The sequence below is a fragment of the Rhizobacter sp. P2_G4 genome (assembly GCF_056403575.1).
In genome coordinates, this window is the sequence record NZ_JBFUFG010000011.1 from 134,185 (window position 1) to 149,231 (window position 15,047).

20 protein-coding genes are annotated in these 15,047 nt (G+C 67.4%); 11 read left to right on the plus strand and 9 right to left on the minus strand.

Annotated elements, in window-relative coordinates; genetic code table 11:
• Nucleotides 1-61: 61 nt before the first annotated feature.
• Genes AC1DYS_RS27230 through AC1DYS_RS27240 form a run of 3 tightly spaced genes read left to right on the plus strand, consistent with a single transcriptional unit; the run spans nucleotide 62 to nucleotide 1,700 of the window.
• Nucleotides 62-559 carry a hypothetical protein gene (locus AC1DYS_RS27230; protein ID WP_477904695.1) on the plus strand — a complete coding sequence of 166 codons (498 nt, stop codon included), beginning with the start codon at nucleotides 62-64 and terminating at the stop codon, nucleotides 557-559.
• 23 nt (nucleotides 560-582) lie between these two features.
• On the plus strand, nucleotides 583-1,155 hold the full coding sequence (locus AC1DYS_RS27235; RefSeq protein WP_477904696.1) for a GNAT family N-acetyltransferase: 573 nt from the start codon (nucleotides 583-585) through the stop codon (nucleotides 1,153-1,155).
• A 29-nt stretch (nucleotides 1,156-1,184) separates the two neighbouring features.
• Nucleotides 1,185-1,700, plus strand: coding sequence for a DUF6714 family protein (locus AC1DYS_RS27240; protein WP_477904697.1), 516 nt, complete (start codon nucleotides 1,185-1,187; stop codon nucleotides 1,698-1,700).
• A gap of 24 nt (nucleotides 1,701-1,724) precedes the next feature.
• Here AC1DYS_RS27240 and AC1DYS_RS27245 read toward each other — a convergent pair whose 3' ends face one another.
• Entirely contained in the window at nucleotides 1,725-2,081 is a 357-nt protein-coding gene (locus AC1DYS_RS27245) for a hypothetical protein (RefSeq protein ID WP_477904698.1), read from the minus strand.
• Between the two features lie 171 nt (nucleotides 2,082-2,252).
• Here AC1DYS_RS27245 and AC1DYS_RS27250 point away from each other — a divergent pair, with 171 nt between their 5' ends.
• Nucleotides 2,253-2,531 (plus strand): hypothetical protein, encoded by a 279-nt coding sequence (locus AC1DYS_RS27250; protein WP_477904699.1) that lies wholly within the window; start codon nucleotides 2,253-2,255, stop codon nucleotides 2,529-2,531.
• A 1-nt stretch (nucleotide 2,532) separates the two neighbouring features.
• On the opposite strand, the gene AC1DYS_RS27255 is transcribed toward AC1DYS_RS27250, so the two are convergent.
• Nucleotides 2,533-2,745 carry a hypothetical protein gene (locus AC1DYS_RS27255; protein WP_477904700.1) on the minus strand — a complete coding sequence of 71 codons (213 nt, stop codon included), beginning with the start codon at nucleotides 2,743-2,745 and terminating at the stop codon, nucleotides 2,533-2,535.
• Nucleotides 2,746-2,809: 64 nt separating this feature from the next.
• On the minus strand, nucleotides 2,810-7,180 hold the full coding sequence (locus AC1DYS_RS27260) for a DEAD/DEAH box helicase (RefSeq protein WP_477904701.1): 4,371 nt from the start codon (nucleotides 7,178-7,180) through the stop codon (nucleotides 2,810-2,812).
• Between the two features lie 182 nt (nucleotides 7,181-7,362).
• Between AC1DYS_RS27260 and AC1DYS_RS27265 the strand changes: the two genes are divergently transcribed.
• Nucleotides 7,363-7,746: a DUF427 domain-containing protein gene (locus AC1DYS_RS27265; RefSeq protein WP_477904702.1), complete on the plus strand. Its 384-nt coding sequence runs from the start codon at nucleotides 7,363-7,365 to the stop codon at nucleotides 7,744-7,746.
• 33 nt (nucleotides 7,747-7,779) lie between these two features.
• On the opposite strand, the gene AC1DYS_RS27270 is transcribed toward AC1DYS_RS27265, so the two are convergent.
• A complete protein-coding gene (locus AC1DYS_RS27270; RefSeq protein ID WP_477904703.1) occupies nucleotides 7,780-8,598 on the minus strand; it encodes a class I SAM-dependent methyltransferase in 819 nt (272 codons plus the stop codon).
• A 10-nt stretch (nucleotides 8,599-8,608) separates the two neighbouring features.
• The gene (locus tag AC1DYS_RS27275; protein WP_477904704.1) at nucleotides 8,609-9,493 is read right to left on the minus strand and encodes an MBL fold metallo-hydrolase; all 885 of its coding nucleotides are present in this window, start codon (nucleotides 9,491-9,493) and stop codon (nucleotides 8,609-8,611) included.
• Between the two features lie 87 nt (nucleotides 9,494-9,580).
• Here AC1DYS_RS27275 and AC1DYS_RS27280 point away from each other — a divergent pair, with 87 nt between their 5' ends.
• The 4 genes from AC1DYS_RS27280 to AC1DYS_RS27295 are packed head-to-tail and all read left to right on the plus strand — an operon-like array spanning nucleotide 9,581 to nucleotide 11,464.
• Nucleotides 9,581-9,901, plus strand: a complete 321-nt coding sequence (locus AC1DYS_RS27280; protein WP_477904705.1) for a metalloregulator ArsR/SmtB family transcription factor — start codon at nucleotides 9,581-9,583, stop codon at nucleotides 9,899-9,901.
• Nucleotide 9,902: 1 nt separating this feature from the next.
• A complete protein-coding gene (locus AC1DYS_RS27285; RefSeq protein WP_477904706.1) occupies nucleotides 9,903-10,337 on the plus strand; it encodes a YeeE/YedE family protein in 435 nt (144 codons plus the stop codon).
• 11 nt (nucleotides 10,338-10,348) lie between these two features.
• Nucleotides 10,349-10,789 carry a DUF6691 family protein gene (locus AC1DYS_RS27290; protein WP_477904707.1) on the plus strand — a complete coding sequence of 147 codons (441 nt, stop codon included), beginning with the start codon at nucleotides 10,349-10,351 and terminating at the stop codon, nucleotides 10,787-10,789.
• A gap of 9 nt (nucleotides 10,790-10,798) precedes the next feature.
• A complete protein-coding gene (locus tag AC1DYS_RS27295; protein ID WP_477904708.1) occupies nucleotides 10,799-11,464 on the plus strand; it encodes a DUF599 domain-containing protein in 666 nt (221 codons plus the stop codon).
• Here the strand turns inward: AC1DYS_RS27295 and AC1DYS_RS27300 are convergent.
• From AC1DYS_RS27300 to ssuE, 3 genes are all read right to left on the minus strand, one after another.
• Nucleotides 11,434-12,024, minus strand: coding sequence for an RBBP9/YdeN family alpha/beta hydrolase (locus AC1DYS_RS27300; protein WP_477904709.1), 591 nt, complete (start codon nucleotides 12,022-12,024; stop codon nucleotides 11,434-11,436). The genes AC1DYS_RS27295 and AC1DYS_RS27300 overlap by 31 nt on opposite strands.
• A 23-nt stretch (nucleotides 12,025-12,047) precedes the next feature.
• Nucleotides 12,048-12,266, minus strand: coding sequence for a TOBE domain-containing protein (locus AC1DYS_RS27305; protein WP_047489750.1), 219 nt, complete (start codon nucleotides 12,264-12,266; stop codon nucleotides 12,048-12,050).
• A gap of 103 nt (nucleotides 12,267-12,369) precedes the next feature.
• Nucleotides 12,370-13,023 carry an NADPH-dependent FMN reductase gene (ssuE, locus tag AC1DYS_RS27310; RefSeq protein WP_477904710.1) on the minus strand — a complete coding sequence of 218 codons (654 nt, stop codon included), beginning with the start codon at nucleotides 13,021-13,023 and terminating at the stop codon, nucleotides 12,370-12,372.
• A gap of 192 nt (nucleotides 13,024-13,215) precedes the next feature.
• Here ssuE and AC1DYS_RS27315 point away from each other — a divergent pair, with 192 nt between their 5' ends.
• Entirely contained in the window at nucleotides 13,216-14,175 is a 960-nt protein-coding gene (locus AC1DYS_RS27315; RefSeq protein ID WP_477904711.1) for an aliphatic sulfonate ABC transporter substrate-binding protein, read from the plus strand.
• Between the two features lie 26 nt (nucleotides 14,176-14,201).
• Here the strand turns inward: AC1DYS_RS27315 and AC1DYS_RS27320 are convergent, their stop codons facing one another.
• A complete protein-coding gene (locus AC1DYS_RS27320; protein WP_477904712.1) occupies nucleotides 14,202-14,543 on the minus strand; it encodes a hypothetical protein in 342 nt (113 codons plus the stop codon).
• A 136-nt stretch (nucleotides 14,544-14,679) separates the two neighbouring features.
• Here AC1DYS_RS27320 and AC1DYS_RS27325 point away from each other — a divergent pair, with 136 nt between their 5' ends.
• Complete coding sequence (locus AC1DYS_RS27325; protein WP_477904713.1) at nucleotides 14,680-15,039, plus strand: thioredoxin family protein; 360 nt, start codon at nucleotides 14,680-14,682, stop codon at nucleotides 15,037-15,039.
• The last annotated feature ends 8 nt before the right edge of the window (nucleotides 15,040-15,047 follow it).

The window sequence follows — 15,047 nt, forward strand, 5'->3', positions numbered from 1 at the left end:
TCTGGCAAACTGAACTGAGCCGGCCGTCACCGCGGCGCCATTCAACTCCCTCGCCAATCGCATGAGCACCAACCCCTACGCCCCACCGAAAGCCGATGTCGACGACATACCCGTCGTGCCGGTGAGCAATGAAGCACCACGGCTGTGGAACCCGAGCGCCGCGGCGCGGTGGAGCCTTCTGTTGAGCCCGATCTTCGGCGCGATGCTGCACATGAAGAACTGGCAGGCGATGGGTGAGACGGAGAAGGCGGCGCAATCCAAGAAGTGGGTCTGGGGAAGCGTCGCGTTCTTCGTGCTGCTGGTAGCTGCCGGCATGGTGCTCCCCGACACCCGAGAGATCGACCTGCTCTCGCGAGGCGCAGGGCTCGGGCTGCTGATTGCGTGGTACAGCCTCAGCGCGCGGGACCAGGTGCGATTCATCACCCGGCGCTTCGGCACCGATTACGCGAAGAGAGGCTGGGGTCGCCCGCTGCTGTACGCACTGCTGGTTTTCTTCGCCTTCATCGCCGTCGTCTTCGTGGTGGCCTTCGCCGCGGGCATGGCCACCGAACAGAACTGACCGCGCCGCCGGAACCATCTTCCATGCCCAGCTTTCATCAGCTCGCCTTGAACACGACGCGGCTGCTCCTGCGGCCGCTGAACGAGCAGGACGCACCCGCCCTGTTCGGCGTCTTTTCCGATGCACGCGTCGCGCGGTATCTGGCCCGGGGCGCGTGGTCGAGCATCTCGTTGGCTCACGAACGGATCGCCAGGGACATCGACGCCATGAGCACCGGCAAATACGTGTGCCTCGGCGTCGTCCGCCGTGACGACGAGACGCTGATCGGCGAATGCTCGCTCTTCAACTGGTCGCAGCAAAGCCGGCGAGCGGAGCTCGGTTATGCGCTGGGTCACGAGGCCTGGGGCCAGGGCTACATCAACGAGGCGCTGGAGGCTCTGCTCACATATGGCTTCTCGGAGATGGCTCTGAACCGCGTCGAAGCCGACATCGACCCGCGCAACCAGCCATCTGCCAAGACGCTGGAGCGGCTGGGCTTCCAGAAGGAAGGTCACCTGCGCGAACGCTGGATCGTGAACGGCGAGGTCTCCGACACGGGCTTGTACGGGCTGCTGGCGAGTGACTGGGCCCTGAAGCATGGCGAGGACAAGGCTTGAAATACCCCAGTGCATCTGACGTCGAAGAGATGAAGGCCCGCGGCTACGACCCAAGCGTCATCGCCGAACAGATTGAACTTGCCAAGCGCGGCCAGGTGCTGCAGGACCTGAAGCTCGCCACCATCGAAGCGTTCGCGGGCGTCGCGCTGGGGAATGGCATCGGCCTGCTCCAGGCGCAAGGGCTGGATGACTACGCCGATGAGAAGACTTGCGCTGCCTACCGCGAGAGGGACGAGAAACACGACTGGCGGGCCATCGGCCTGGAGCTGCTCAACCGGTACTACAGCAGCCTCTCGTTCTTCGATGAAGAGGGAATGCGCTTTCACCTACCCGCCTTTCTGATGGCGGCCATGGACGGGACGTTTGGGTTCGATCTGTCCTACACCCTCGCTCATACGGCCTTCGCATCCGATCGGTTCGCCTTGCTCACGCCTGCGCAACGACAGGTGGTGCGTGGCTACCTTCGGCTCAGCGAACAGGAGGATGAGCACGCCCTCGACCGCGAGCACATCCAGGCAGCGCTGGCGGGCTATTGGGAGGTGTGATCAGGCCGTATCGCCGCCGGCGACTCACACCAGCAGGTTGTAGAAGCCAACGGTGATCAGCAGCCAGATCACTGCGCCCACGATCAGGATGACGCCGTAGCTGAGGCCGGCGACATAGTCGTCGTAGCGGGCCCAGCGCGCGCCCTTCGGGTCGTCGGCCACCGACGCGGCCATGTCGGCCTCGATGGGGCCAAGGCCGCCCATGGGAGGTCGATTCTTGATCAAGGTGCCCACCAAGCCGATCGCGATGGCAACGATGGTCGAGATGTTGGAGATGCCCAGCGCGGTGGTCTCGTCGCGGTAGGCGACGATGGCCAAGGTCGCCAGCGCGGCCACGAATTCCACGACGAGCAGAACCTTGAGCGCCTTGAGGATGTACATGGGACCACTATGCCGCAGCGCGCCTGGCTGGCAAGGGCTCTTCCCCTACGAAAAACACCGTCGGAACCGGACATCGGTTTCACCCCCTTTGGGGGTCCCCCATCTTGCCGATGGTCTTGCCGCCTCGATCGCTCAATAGTCCCGCCTCTGCCAGCCGATATGGAGCAAACGATGTACTTCGATGAACGTGATGTAGGGGACTACAAGATCTATGCGGGGGCCATCGAGGTGGCCTGTGGCGGCTATGCGGCCGCGGCGGTGGTGAAGCAGGTGCGGGGCGTGCCCGAGGCCGTGGAAGTCTTCCGCGACGTCAACATGTCGGGCGGCCACGCCTGGGAAGAACCCGAACGCGCCGTGCAGTTCGCCATGCGCGTGGCAACGGACGTGATCCGCGCCCGCGCCAGCCAGGTGCTGAGCGGCAGCCACGTGCCGCTGTTCAAGGCTGCTTGAGCTATTTGGGGTTCTTGGCAGCGTCGGCCTGACGCTGGTATTCCTCGTACGAGGTGTTGGCGCTCTTCAGGCAGCGGTTACGCTCCTGCAGGTCGTTGATCTTGTAGCACTCGGTGCGCTGCCACTCCTGCCCGGAGCCGTAGAACTGCTGGGACGAGCAGGCCGCGAAGAACGGCACGCCCAGGAGCGCGACGAGGCAAAGGCGATTCGGCATGACGGGCTTTCGTGACTGAGACGAAGGCCATTCTGACGGATGCGCCCTGGCCCTTTCGTGACCCTCACGCCTCGGCCGCGGACTCCATCTCCAGCAAACGCAAGTTCGGGTCCAGCGCCAACGCCCGCACTGCGGCCCGCTCTTCACCCGGGCTCAAGGCCACCAGCAGCTCGACCTGCCCGCTCACGCTCGTGGCGATGGGCACGCCGCCGCGGTACAGCACGCGCGAGCCGGCCACGCGCGCCACCTTGGCGCCAGGCAGCAGCGTGCCGAGCAGGTTGGCCGGGTCGGTGGCGGCCAGGCACACCAGGTGCTCGTCGGGCGGCTGGCGGCGCACCTGGCGCATCAGGCCGATGGCGTCGGGCAACGCGAACTGCTCGCCCGACAGGCCGGAGATGAAGCGGCCGCCGCGGATCTCGCCGCGCGCTTCGAGCCGGCGGTACACGCGCACCATGTCTCGCCAGGCAGGCAGCCACGCGGCTTCGCGCTCCAGCAGGCGCCACGACACCACGCCGTAGCGGCGCAGCAGCGTGCGGGCGATGTGCTCGATGGCCTCGGTCGACGCGTCGGCGCTCGCCGGCGCGGGCTGGCGGATCAGCGTCCAGCGGCCTGCATCCTCGATGCCGAACAGCGCCACGCGGCGGCGGTGGCGCGACGAATGCGCCGAAGCCCGCTTGCCTGCCGGCACCAGCAGGGCACGCAGGCCGGCATAGCTGTCGCAGTTGACGCGGCCATGCACCACGAGCTCGCTGAGCGCGTCTTCGAGTTCGGTGCGCAGCAGGCGGGCGCCTTGCGCGATCTCGTCGAAGAACGAAGCGCCGTGCTCAGCCAGGTAGGTGGCTACGCGCTGGGTGCGCGAACTCAGGGCCGCGTCGTCGGCCGGCGGCGGGGCGATGCGGCCCCACAGCGGCGCGCTGCGGCGCGGCAGCAGCACGACGGGGGTGGACCGCAGCGAGCCACCGCCCCCACCGGCGCTGGCCACCGGGCGCAGGCGCGTCCACAGCGTGCGGCCGGCGGTACACAGGTCGTCGAGCCACGCCGACGAATAGTCTTTCACGCGGGCGGGCAGCAGCTCGGCCTCCCACATCGCGGCCGGGGCCTCGAAGCCTTCGAGCTGCGAGAGCACGCCAGCCAAGGCCTCGGGGCCGCTGACGCGACTGGTCGCGCCGACGTGCTGCCACTCGAAGAGGAAGCGCACGAAGTCGCGTGGTTCCACCGGCTCGATCTCGCGGCGCAGGCGCTTCAGCGTGTAGCGGTGGATGCGCGCAAGCAGGTGGCGCTCGCACCACTCGATGCTTTGCGCGTTGGGTGTGAACTTGCCTTGCATCACCGTGCCTTCGGCCTGCAGGGCGAGCAAGGCGTGGTCGATGTCGGCGAGCTGCAACTGGAGCTGCTGCGCGATCTCGGGCGCCGTGATCGGGCCGAGGCCGCTCAGGCGCGCGCGCAGCAGGTCGCGCAGGGCGTCTTCGCGGGAGGCGGGTTTGTCGGCGTATTCGGCGGGGATGTCAATCGGCGGGTGCGTCTCGGCTCCGGGGTAGAGGTCGATGACCTGCGACAGGCGCTCGGCGACGACCCACAGGCCCACCTCCTTTTGCACTCTGGCTTCGACAGGCTCAGCCCGAACGGCGATTTGTAGACAGGTCGCCCGGCCAGCTTGCGCCAACTCGTTCAGCCAATCGGCCCAGCCTTCGTTGCCGAACACCTCGTCCGCCGTGACGAGCCCCAGCCCGCTCAGCGCCTCGTGCATCTCATCCGCGCCGCGCGCCCGCGGCCAAGCCTCCTCGCGCACACCGGCAATCGCCTCGGCATCGAGCTGGCCCATGTCGTCCGGGCTGTCGGGGTCGCTGTAGCGGCGGCTCTGCACGGCCTGGGTGCGGCGCTCTTCTAGGGGCGCGTCGTCGAGGTAGGCGTAGGGCCGCGCGTTCAAGGCTTCGGCCGCCAGCGGCGACGGTGCCGGCAAGTCTCTTGCCACGATGCTCACCTGCCCCGCTTCCATGCGACGCAGCAGGTGCAGCCAGCCCTCGGCGTCCATCGCGTCGTAGAGGCAGTCGTACATGGTCTGCGCCACCAGCGGGTGCTCGGGCACATCACGTTCGCCGGCCAGGTTCTCGGCGCAGGCCACCTGGTCGGGGAAGACGCTCGCGAGCAGGTCTTCCGACTTCATGCGCTGCAGCTGCGGCGCCACTTTGCGCCCGCCGGTGAAGCGCGGCAAGGCCAGCGCGGTGGTGGCGTTCCAGCGCCAGCGCACGCCGAACAGCGGCGCGTCCAGCAGGGCCTGCACCAGCACGTCGAGCGCGGTGTTGCTGTGCAGATAGCGCGACACCTCCTCCAGCGGGAAGCTGTGGCTGGTGGAGAGCGACAGCACGATCGCGTCTTCGGTGGCCGCGGCCTGCAGCTCGAAGTTGAACTGCCGGCAGAAGCGCTTGCGCAGCGCCAGGCCCCAGGCGCGGTTGAGGCGGCTGCCGTAGGGCGAATGCACCACCAGCTGCATGCCGCCCGATTCGTCGAAGAAGCGCTCCAGCACGATGCGGTCTTGCGTGGGCACGGCGCCCAGCGTGCCGAGCGCGCGCGCCAGGTAGTCGACGAGCTGGCGCGCGGCCTCGGCGTCCAGGCCAAGGGTGCCGGTGAGCCAGCCGGTCGCGGCGTCGGGGCCTTGCGAGGCGATCAACGTGGCCACCTCTTCGCGCAGGCGCGAGACGCCGAACGACAACTCGTCGCTGCGGCCCGGTGCTTCGCCGAGCCAGAACGGGATGTTGGGTGCGGCGCCGTGCGCGTCTTCCACCCGCACGCGGCCGGGTTCGACGCGCAGGATGCGGTAGCTGGTGTTGCCGAGCTGGAACACGTCGCCCGCGATGCTCTCGACGGCAAAGTCTTCGTGCACGGTGCCGATCTTGTCGGCCTGCGGTTCGAGCAGCACGGTGTAGTCGGCCGTCTCGGGGATGGCGCCGCCCGAGGTGAGGGCGGTCAGGCGCGCGCCCTTGCGCTCGCGCAGGCGGTGGTGCACGGCGTCGCGGTGCACGTAGCTCGCGCGCTGGCCGTTGCGGGTGCTGAAGCCGTCGGCCAGCATGCGCACCACGGCGTTGAAGTCTTCACGCTTGAGCTGCGCATACGGCCAGGCGCGGCGCATCAGCGCGAAGAGCTCGTCTTCGTCCCACTCGGTGCTGGCGACCTCGGCCACGATGTGCTGGGCCAGCACGTCGAGCGGCGCGGGCAGCACGCTCAGCGCGTCGAGCTCCCCGCGGCGCACGCAGTCGAGCAGGGCCGCGCACTCCACCAGCTCGTCGCGCGACTGCGGGAAGAGCCGCGCCTTGGGCACGCCGCCCACCGCGTGGCCGGAGCGGCCGGCGCGCTGCAGGAAGGTGGCGATGGCACGCGGCGAGCCGAGCTGGCAGACGAGGTCCACATCGCCGATGTCCAGCCCCAGCTCCAGCGAGGCAGTGGCCACCAGCAGCTTGAGTTCGCCGCGCTTCAGGCGCTGCTCGGCATCGAGGCGGATCTCTTTCGCCAGGCTGCCGTGGTGCGCAGCCACGCTCTCCTTGCCCAGCAGCTCGCCCAGGTGGCGCGTGGCGCGCTCGGCCATGCGGCGGGTGTTGACGAACACCAGCGTGGTGCGGTGCGCGCTGGCCAGCTCGGCCACGATCTCGTAGACCTGCGTCCACTGGTCGTTCGACATCACGACGCCCAGCGGTGTGGGCGGCAGCGTGAGCGCGAGGTCACGCTGCTTGGCATAGCCGATGTCGACGATCTCGCAATCGGCCACGCCGTCGGTGACGGCCCCGGCGCCGACGAGAAAGCGCGCCACCTCGTCGATCGGTTTCTGCGTGGCCGACAGGCCGATGCGCGTGAGTGGGTGGGTGCTGAGGTTCTGCAGCCGCTCGAGCGAGATCGCCAGGTGGCTGCCGCGCTTGGTGGCGGCGATGGCGTGGATCTCGTCGACGATCACCGCGCGCACCGTGCCGAGCATCTTGCGGCCCGAGGCCGAGCCCAGCAGGATGTAGAGCGACTCGGGCGTGGTGACGAGGATGTGCGGCGGCCGGCGCAGCGCGAGCTGGCGGTCCTTCTGCGGCGTGTCGCCGGTGCGCACGGCGCTGCGGATCTCGACGTCGGGCAAGCCCAGCGCGGCCAGCTCTTCGCGGATGCCGGCGAGCGGCGCTTCGAGGTTGAGGCGGATGTCGTTCGACAGCGCCTTCAGCGGCGAGACGTAGACCACCACGGTCTCGTCGGGCAGGCCTTCGGGCCGCAGGCCCTGGCGCACCAGGCCGTCGAGCGCGGCGAGAAAAGCGGTGAACGTTTTACCGGAGCCGGTCGGCGCGGCCACCAAGGCATGCCGACCCGCGCGGATCGCCGGCCACGCCGCCACCTGCGCTTCGGTGGGCGCAGGGAAGGTTCGGCGGAACCAGTTGGCAACGGCGGGATGGAAGTCCTGAAGGGGCATGGCGCGCTCGTGGCAAGAGGTGGCGGGAGTGACCCGGCACCGGGGGCAAACAGCATATCGCCGCTGCCCCCGATGCGAACAGATCGGGCCCTTCGAAGGGATATCAAGCGACCTGCCGAACCCGCGGAATGCCATTTGCCGCGAGAGGGAAATCACAACCCGCCGTTGCAAGGAGTTTGAAGATGAGCAAGTCACCCGGACACCAACAGTTCCCGGAGCACAAGGTCCAGGAACAGCAGGTCGGCATCTGGATGAAGGTCGAGGTCGGGGGCGAGGTCGTGGCGGATTCCATCGACGTGATTCGCGTGGTCGAAGACAAGAGCCCCGTGCGCTACTACTTCCCGCGCAGCGATGTGGCGATGAGCCTGCTGCAGCGCACCGACACCACGTCGACCTGCCCCTTCAAGGGGCTGGCGCACTACTACACGCTGAAGATCGGCGACAAGGTCTGGCCCGACACGGTGTGGACCTACGAAGACCCCTACGACGAGCACCGCGCGCTGCAGGGCCGGCTGGCGTTCTACGAAGAGAAGATCCCGGGAATCGAGATCAAGCCGAAGGCCTGAGCGCCCTGTCCGCTCTGTCGTTGGCGCCTCCCATCAGTTCTTGGCGAGCTTGACGAACTTCAGCGTCATGCGGTCCGACTCACCGATCGCGAGAAACGCCGCGCGGTCGGTATCGCCGCCGGCCAGCGTGGGCGGCAGCGACCAGACTCCCTTCGGGTGCTGGTGCGCGTCCTTCGGATTGGCGTTGATCTCGGAGCGGCCGGCCAGCTCGAAGCCGGCGGCGCGCGCGTGCTCGATGACATAGGACTCGGGCACGTAGCCGTTCTGGTTGATCCACTCGAGCGAGGCGCCGTCTGGCGCGCGGTGCTCTTCAACGCCGAGCACGCCGCCCGGCTTGAGCACGGCGTAGAAGGCCTTCAGCGAGTCGTCGAAGTGGCCGGCCTCGATCCAGTTGTGGATGTTGCGGAAGGTGAGCACCATGTCGGCCCCACCGGGCACGCTGATGTCGGTGAAGCCGGCCTTGACCGGCATCGAGCCCAGCTTCACGCGGTCGTACACCGTCGGGTTGGCCTTGAGCTTGTCTTCGAAACGGCCACGCGCCTTCAGCTCGCCCGGCGTGCTGTCGAGCGGGTAGTGGGCGGCGTAGAACTCGCCGCGATCGCGCAGCACCGGTGCCAGCACCTCCGTGTACCAGCCGCCACCGGGTGCAATCTCGATCACCTTCATGTCAGGCCGCAGGCCGAAGAAGAGCAGCGTCTCCTTCGGGTGGCGCGCCGCGTCTCGCGCCTTGTTGGCTTCGCTGCGCTGCGGTCCGGCGAGGGACTGGTCGAGCAGGCCGTCGGCAGACGGCGTGGAAGCACAGGCACCCAGGAGCACCAGGGCGGCGGACAGCACGAGCGAGGCAAGTCTCATCGGACGTCTTTCAGTGAGCGGAATGAAGGGGCAGCGCGTTCAATGGAATGCGCAGGTAGGCAACACCGTTTTCGTCGGCAGGCGGCAGCTGGCCGGCGCGCACGTTGACCTGGATCGAGGGCAGGATCAGCGTCGGCACCTCGAGCGTGGCATCGCGCGCCTGCCGCATCGCCACGAACTCATCTTCGCCGATGCCGTCGCGCACGTGGATGTTGCTCGCGCGTTGCTCGGCCACGGTCGTCTGCCAGGCCGGCTCGCGCGAGCCCGGCGGGTAGTCGTGGCAGACGTACATCGTGGTCTCGGGCGGCAGGCTGAGCAGGCGGCGCATGGAGCGGTAAAGCTCATGCGCATCGCCACCGGGGAAGTCGGCACGGGCGCTGCCGACGTCGGGCATGAACAGCGTGTCGCCGACGAAGACCGAGCCGTCCACCGCATAGGCCATGTCGGCCGGCGTGTGGCCCGGCACGAGCATGGCCGTGACCTCGGCTTCGCCGATGTGGAAGGTTTCGCCATCGTGGAATAAGTGGTCGAACTGGCTACCGTCGGGCAGGAAGCTGCGCTCCAGGTTGTAGAGCTTCTTGAAGGTGGCTTGCACCTGGCGGATCTTGTAGCCGATGCCGATGCGCCCGCCAACGCGCTCTTGCAGGTAGCGGGCGCCCGAGAGGTGGTCGGCATGCGCGTGGGTCTCGAGGATCCAGTCGACGTGCAGCGCATTGTCTTGCAGGTACGCCAGCACCTTGGCGGCAGACGCCGTGTCGGTGTGGGCGGATTTGAAGTCGTAGTCGAGCACCGGGTCGATGATGGCTGCGCGGCGCGTGGCGCGGCACCACACCACGTAAGAGACCGTCCACGTCTTGGGGTCAAAGAAGGCTCGGGTGATGGTGCGTGTGCTCATGGGGCTCCTGTGCGCGATTCTTCAATCTATTGACTGATATTATGTTTGTTCATATATTGTAGTCAACCCAACCTGATCACGTTCGACATGAAACGCTCGGCCCTGGCCATCGACCCCGACCTTTTGCGCAGCGCCGCTGGCGAAGCCGTTGCGGCGATGAAGCTGCTCGCCAACGCCGACCGCATGCTGCTGCTGTGCCAGCTCTCGCAAGGCGAGATGTGCGTGAGCGACCTCGAAGAGCGTCTTCAGATCCACCAGCCCACCTTGTCGCAGCAGCTCGGCGTGTTGCGCAACGAGGGCGCGGTCGACACGCGCCGGGAGGGCAAGAACATCTACTACCGCGTGGTCGACCCGGCCTTGCTCGAGATCCTGCCGGTGCTTTACCGGCTCTACTGCCCGAAGGAGTGACGTGAGCATTGACTGGAACGCCTTCACGCCATGGTCTGCACTGACCGGCGGCGTGCTGATCGGCACCGCGGCTGGAATGCTGGCGCTGCTGAACGGGCGCATCGCCGGCATCAGCGGCGTCGTGGGCGGGCTGCTGCGGCCGGCCCGCGGAGACATTGCCTGGCGCGCCGCGTTCGTCGTCGGGCTCGTGGCCGCACCCGTCGTGTACGCGCTGTTCGCAGCAGGGCCGGCGCTGCAGATTGATGCGTCGTACGCCATGCTGGTCATCGCCGGTCTGTTGGTGGGCATCGGCACGCGCTACGGCGCGGGCTGCACCAGCGGCCACGGGGTGTGCGGCATCTCGCGCCTGTCGCCGCGTTCGCTGGTGGCCACCGCCGTGTTCATGGCCGCCGGCTTCGCCACGGTGCTCGTGCTCCGCCATCTGCTGGCGGCCTGAGGAATATCGACATGCGCTTGACTCTCGCTTCTCTGCTGGCCGGCCTGGTCTTCGGGCTGGGGCTCATCGTCTCGGGCATGGCCAACCCGGCCAAGGTGCTGGGCTTCCTGGATCTCGCCGGTGCGTGGGACCCATCGCTCGCGCTCGTGATGGCCGGCGCGATTGCGGTCGGCTCCATCGCGTTCGCGGCGGCGGGTCGGCGCACGCACTCTCTGATTGGTGCGGAGATGAAGCTCCCCAGCGCACGCCACATTGACCGCCGCCTCGTCGTGGGCAGCACGCTGTTCGGCATCGGCTGGGGCCTCGCCGGCTTCTGCCCCGGGCCAGCGTTGGTGGCCGTGGGGCTGGGCGAGGTCAAGGCACTCGTCTTCGTGGCCGCCATGCTGGTGGGCATGGGCGTGTTCGAGTGGCTGGAGCACCGCAAGCGCGCTGCGGCGAGCCTGAGCGCCTGAACGGTGGACATGAGCCCGCACTGGCCATGGCTGGCTGCACTGGCCACCATGGCGGTACTGGCAGCCTACGAAGCCGCCCTCGCCGGTACCCGTCGCCGACACCCTGAGCGTCTGGCCCGAAGTGCGCACGCCGCTCTGCGTGAGGAATGGTTCACCGCGTTGTCGGCGCAGGAAGGCTCTGAGCTGCTGGCGGTGCAAACGCTGCGCAACGCGATGATGTCGGCCACGGTCACGGCCTCGACCGCGGTGCTGGCCTTGATGGGCAGCATCACGCTGGCCGCGCCATCGCTGCATGCAGGCTTCGGCGACTCGCCGGGCGCGTCAGCATCCGGCACCCGCCCGGCATTGGAGCTGGTGTTGATGGCGCTGCTCTTCGCGTCGGCGTGGTGCTCGGCGATGGCTTTGCGCTACTACCATCACGCCAGCTTCATCGTCGCCATGCGGGTCGGCTCGGCCGCGCGTCAACGCCGATCCGATGCGGGTCTGGCATGCGTGCGCCGCGCCGGCGAGCTCTACAGCTGGGGCTGGCGCTACCTGGTGCTGGTGGTGCCCGTGCTCGCATCGATCCTCGAACCGGCAGCCGGGCCAGTGGCTGCGTTGGCGGTCACGGCAACGCTGTTCCACTTCGACCGCATCGGTCTCGATCAGATCGCGAAAGAGAACTCGAGCGGGTGAGACCGCGCCATGCGCTGCGCACGTTCGACGCGGTGGATCAGCAGCTCGGTCAGCGTCTTCGCCTGCGGCAAGGGGCCGAAGCCCGATTCGACGTTGATGTGGCCCACGTCCCCCAGGTTGACGAAGTGCGAACCCCACAGGCGCGACCAGGCACGGGCACTGTCGGCGCGCATCCACGGGTCGGTGTCGCTGCCGACAACGACGCTGGGCACGTCAAGCTTGCCTTGCGGCAAGCGCGAGGCGACGCCGAATTTCTCCGGGTCGGCCGGGGCCACCAGCAGCGCGGCATGCAGGCCCCCGCCGCCGCGGGCCAGGTGGCGAGCGATGGCGAGGCAGCCGAAGCTGTGGCCCACCGCGACCCAGCGCGCATCGGGGTCGCGCGCGATGGCCATGGCCACGCGCTCGGTCCAGCGGTCGAGATCCGCGGTGGTCCAGTCGTCTTGCACCACGCGCGACGAGCTGCGGTAGTGCGCTTCGAGCCAGGTCTGCCAATGTGCCGGGCCGCTGCTGTGCAGGCCGGGCACGATGAGCACGCGAACGGGGTTGCCTCTGAAGGCCATGGTGGTGCGCGTTGGTGAACGGTTTACAGCGTCGCGATCGACACCTCGGTCGACTTGACGAGTGCGACCACGTCACGCCCCGGTGCGAGCCCGAGCTCCTTGACCGAGCGCGTGGTGATGACCGACGTGACGACCAGGCCCGAGGGCGTCTCGACGTCGACTTCGGAAACGACGTCGCCGAGGATGACTTGCTTGACCTTGCCGCGGAACTGGTTGCGTACGTTGATGGCGGTGATGCTCATGCTGGAACTCCTGGAGGAACGGTGGGTGAGGGGTGGGTTGAGGGGCGAGATGACGCGTTGAGAGATGCGTGACGACAGATGACAAATGCAGCAGGGCGAAGGCTCAGACCGACCAGCGAACGTCACCGCTCGCCCAGGCCGATGGAGCGGCGACGAGCGCGAGCTCATCGCCGCCGCGGGCGCGCTGCAGCAGCGCGTCGCGCTCTCGGGCGGCGTCTTCCTGGCGCTGGAATTCTTCGCTACGCTCGATCAGCGTCTGCAGGCTGCGGCGCACGCGCTCCTGCACGTCGGCTGAGGGCTGGTAGCCCTGCGTGTCGTGCTTGAGAATCTGCGGGTCGGTGGCGAACACCGGGTCGAGGATGTCGCGCGCACCGAGCGCCGACAGCACGGGCTTGAGCGCGTAGTCGAGCGCAAGCAGGTGGGCAATGCTGCCACCGGTGGCCAGCGGCAGCACGGTCTTGTCGCGCAGGCCGTCTTGCGGCAGCAGGTCGAGGAAGGCCTTCAACAGCCCGCTGTAGGCCGCCTTGTAGATGGGTGTGGCCACGAGCACCACCTGCGCCTGCGCCACCTCGCCGAGCGCTTGGCGGATCAGCGGGTGGTCGAACTGCGCGTGCAGCAGCGCTTCGGCCGGCAGCTCGCGGACCGAGATGGTGTGCAGGCTGCTCGCCACCGTTTGCAATTGCGACTGGGCCAGGTGCAGCAGGCTGCCGGAGCGTGATGTGACGGAGGGGCTGCCGAGAATGCCGACGATCTTCATAGAGGCGTTCGTGATGGAAGGTCACCACGATACGAAGCGGCCCTCAGTTGGTAAACGAACAAGAACGGCTTTCGATAGAGGCATTCCGAATACCGATGGGCACATCGACCGCGCATGCATATGCGAAATGCGACGTTTGCATCGCGGCACCTGCAGCCTAGGCTCGCCTCTTTTCAGCAGAGGCTTGCACTCATGTCACGCGACTCCATCGACACCGGCCGCCGCGGCCTGCTGCTCTCCGGCCTGCTGGCCGGCAGCGTGCCCGCGTGGGCGCAGGCGAGCGAACCGATCCGCATCGGCTACCAGAAGTCGTCGACGCTGATGATCTTCTTGAAGTCTCGCGGCACGCTCGAGAAAGCGCTCGCGCCGTTAAAGGTGGCGGTGCAGTGGCACGAGTTCAGCTCGGGCCTGCCCTTGCTCGAAGCCTTGAACGTGGGTGGGCTCGATCTGAGCGCTGACGTGGCCGACGCCGTGCCGCCGTTCGCGTTGGCAGCGGGTGCCAAGCTCACCTACTACGCAAGCGAGACGCCCTCGCCCACCGCGCAGGCAATCGTGGTGAAACACGATTCACCCATCACCAGCGTGGCGCAACTGAAGGGCCAGCGTGTGGCCTTCGCGAAAGGCGCCGGAGCGCACTACCTGGTGCTGGAGGCGCTGGCCAAGCACGGCCTGACGATCAAGGACATCGACCCGGCCTACCTGTCCCCAGCAGATGGACGCGCCGCCTTCGAGCGCGGCAGCGTGGCGGCGTGGGTGATCTGGGACCCGTTTCTCGCCGCGGTGCAGAGGCAGGCCAACGCGCGCATCTTGCAAGACGGTACCGGTCTCGCCAGTTACCGACGCATTTACCTGGCGAGCACACCGTATGCCCAGCGACGCGCCGATGTGCTCACCGTGGTGTACGACGAACTGGCGCGTGCCGGCGAGTGGATCAAGGCGAACCCGGTGGCTGCGGCGGAGTGGAATGCACCGGTGCTCGGGCTCGACGCAGCGACCGTGGAGGCCGCCAACAAGCGCCGAAGCTACGCGGTGCAATCGGTGGATGCTGCCTCGCTGAGCGAACAGCAGCGCATCGCCGACGTGTTCACCCAGCAAAGCATCATCCCGAAGAAGGTGGTGGTGAACGAGTCACCGGTCTGGAAACGCGGCTGACCCGCCCACCTCACTCAGGAAATCAATCAGGGCTTGGTGCCTTCCTTGATTTCCTTCTTCTCGTCTTCATGGATCTTCTGCGCATGCGCCTTGTCTGCCTTCGCAGTCGCGCGCGCTTCCTTCTTGCACGCATGCTCGGCCATGCCGTTGGCAGAGGTCTCGCAATCAGCCTTGTTCAACTCCTTGTTGGCATCGGCAATCTTCTTGCGTGCCTTGTATTCGGCCTTGGAGTGAACCTTCGCGTCCTTCGCTTCCTGCGACGGAACGTTGGGCTCCGGGGTGGACGGCGAATCGGGCTGCGTCTGGGCAGACGCCACGCCATAGCTCAGGGTTGCGGCAATCATGGTGGCAAGTAGTTTTTTGTTCATGCGATCTCCTATGAGTCGACTGGACGGCCCAGCCTACCGAGAAACCGGCAAGTGGTGTGCCGCGCACCACGTGGCAAATGTGTCCGGCAATATTTGCCGACGCCTGATTTGTCGACCTTTGAGATGATGCGCACCTATGACTTCACCCGCGCCTCAATCGCCCTTGCTCGTGGTTTGCCTGTGCGCCCAATGGTGCGGCAGTTGCCGCGACTACCGCAGCACGTTCGATGAAGTGGCCGATGCCTTTCCCGGCATGCGTTTCGTGTGGGTCGACATCGAAGACGAGGCCGATTTCGTGGACCCGGTGGAGGTGGAAAACTTCCCCACGCTGCTGATTGCATCACCCGATGGCGCACGCTTCTTCGGGCCGATGCTGCCGCACAAGGAAACGCTGGTGCGGCTGCTGCAGGTGCAGGCCGACACGGTCGGCGGCGCGCTGCTCGTCGATGCCGATGTGCAGGCCTTGACGAAGCGCCTGCAGGCGCGCGAGGCCTAGAGCAACGC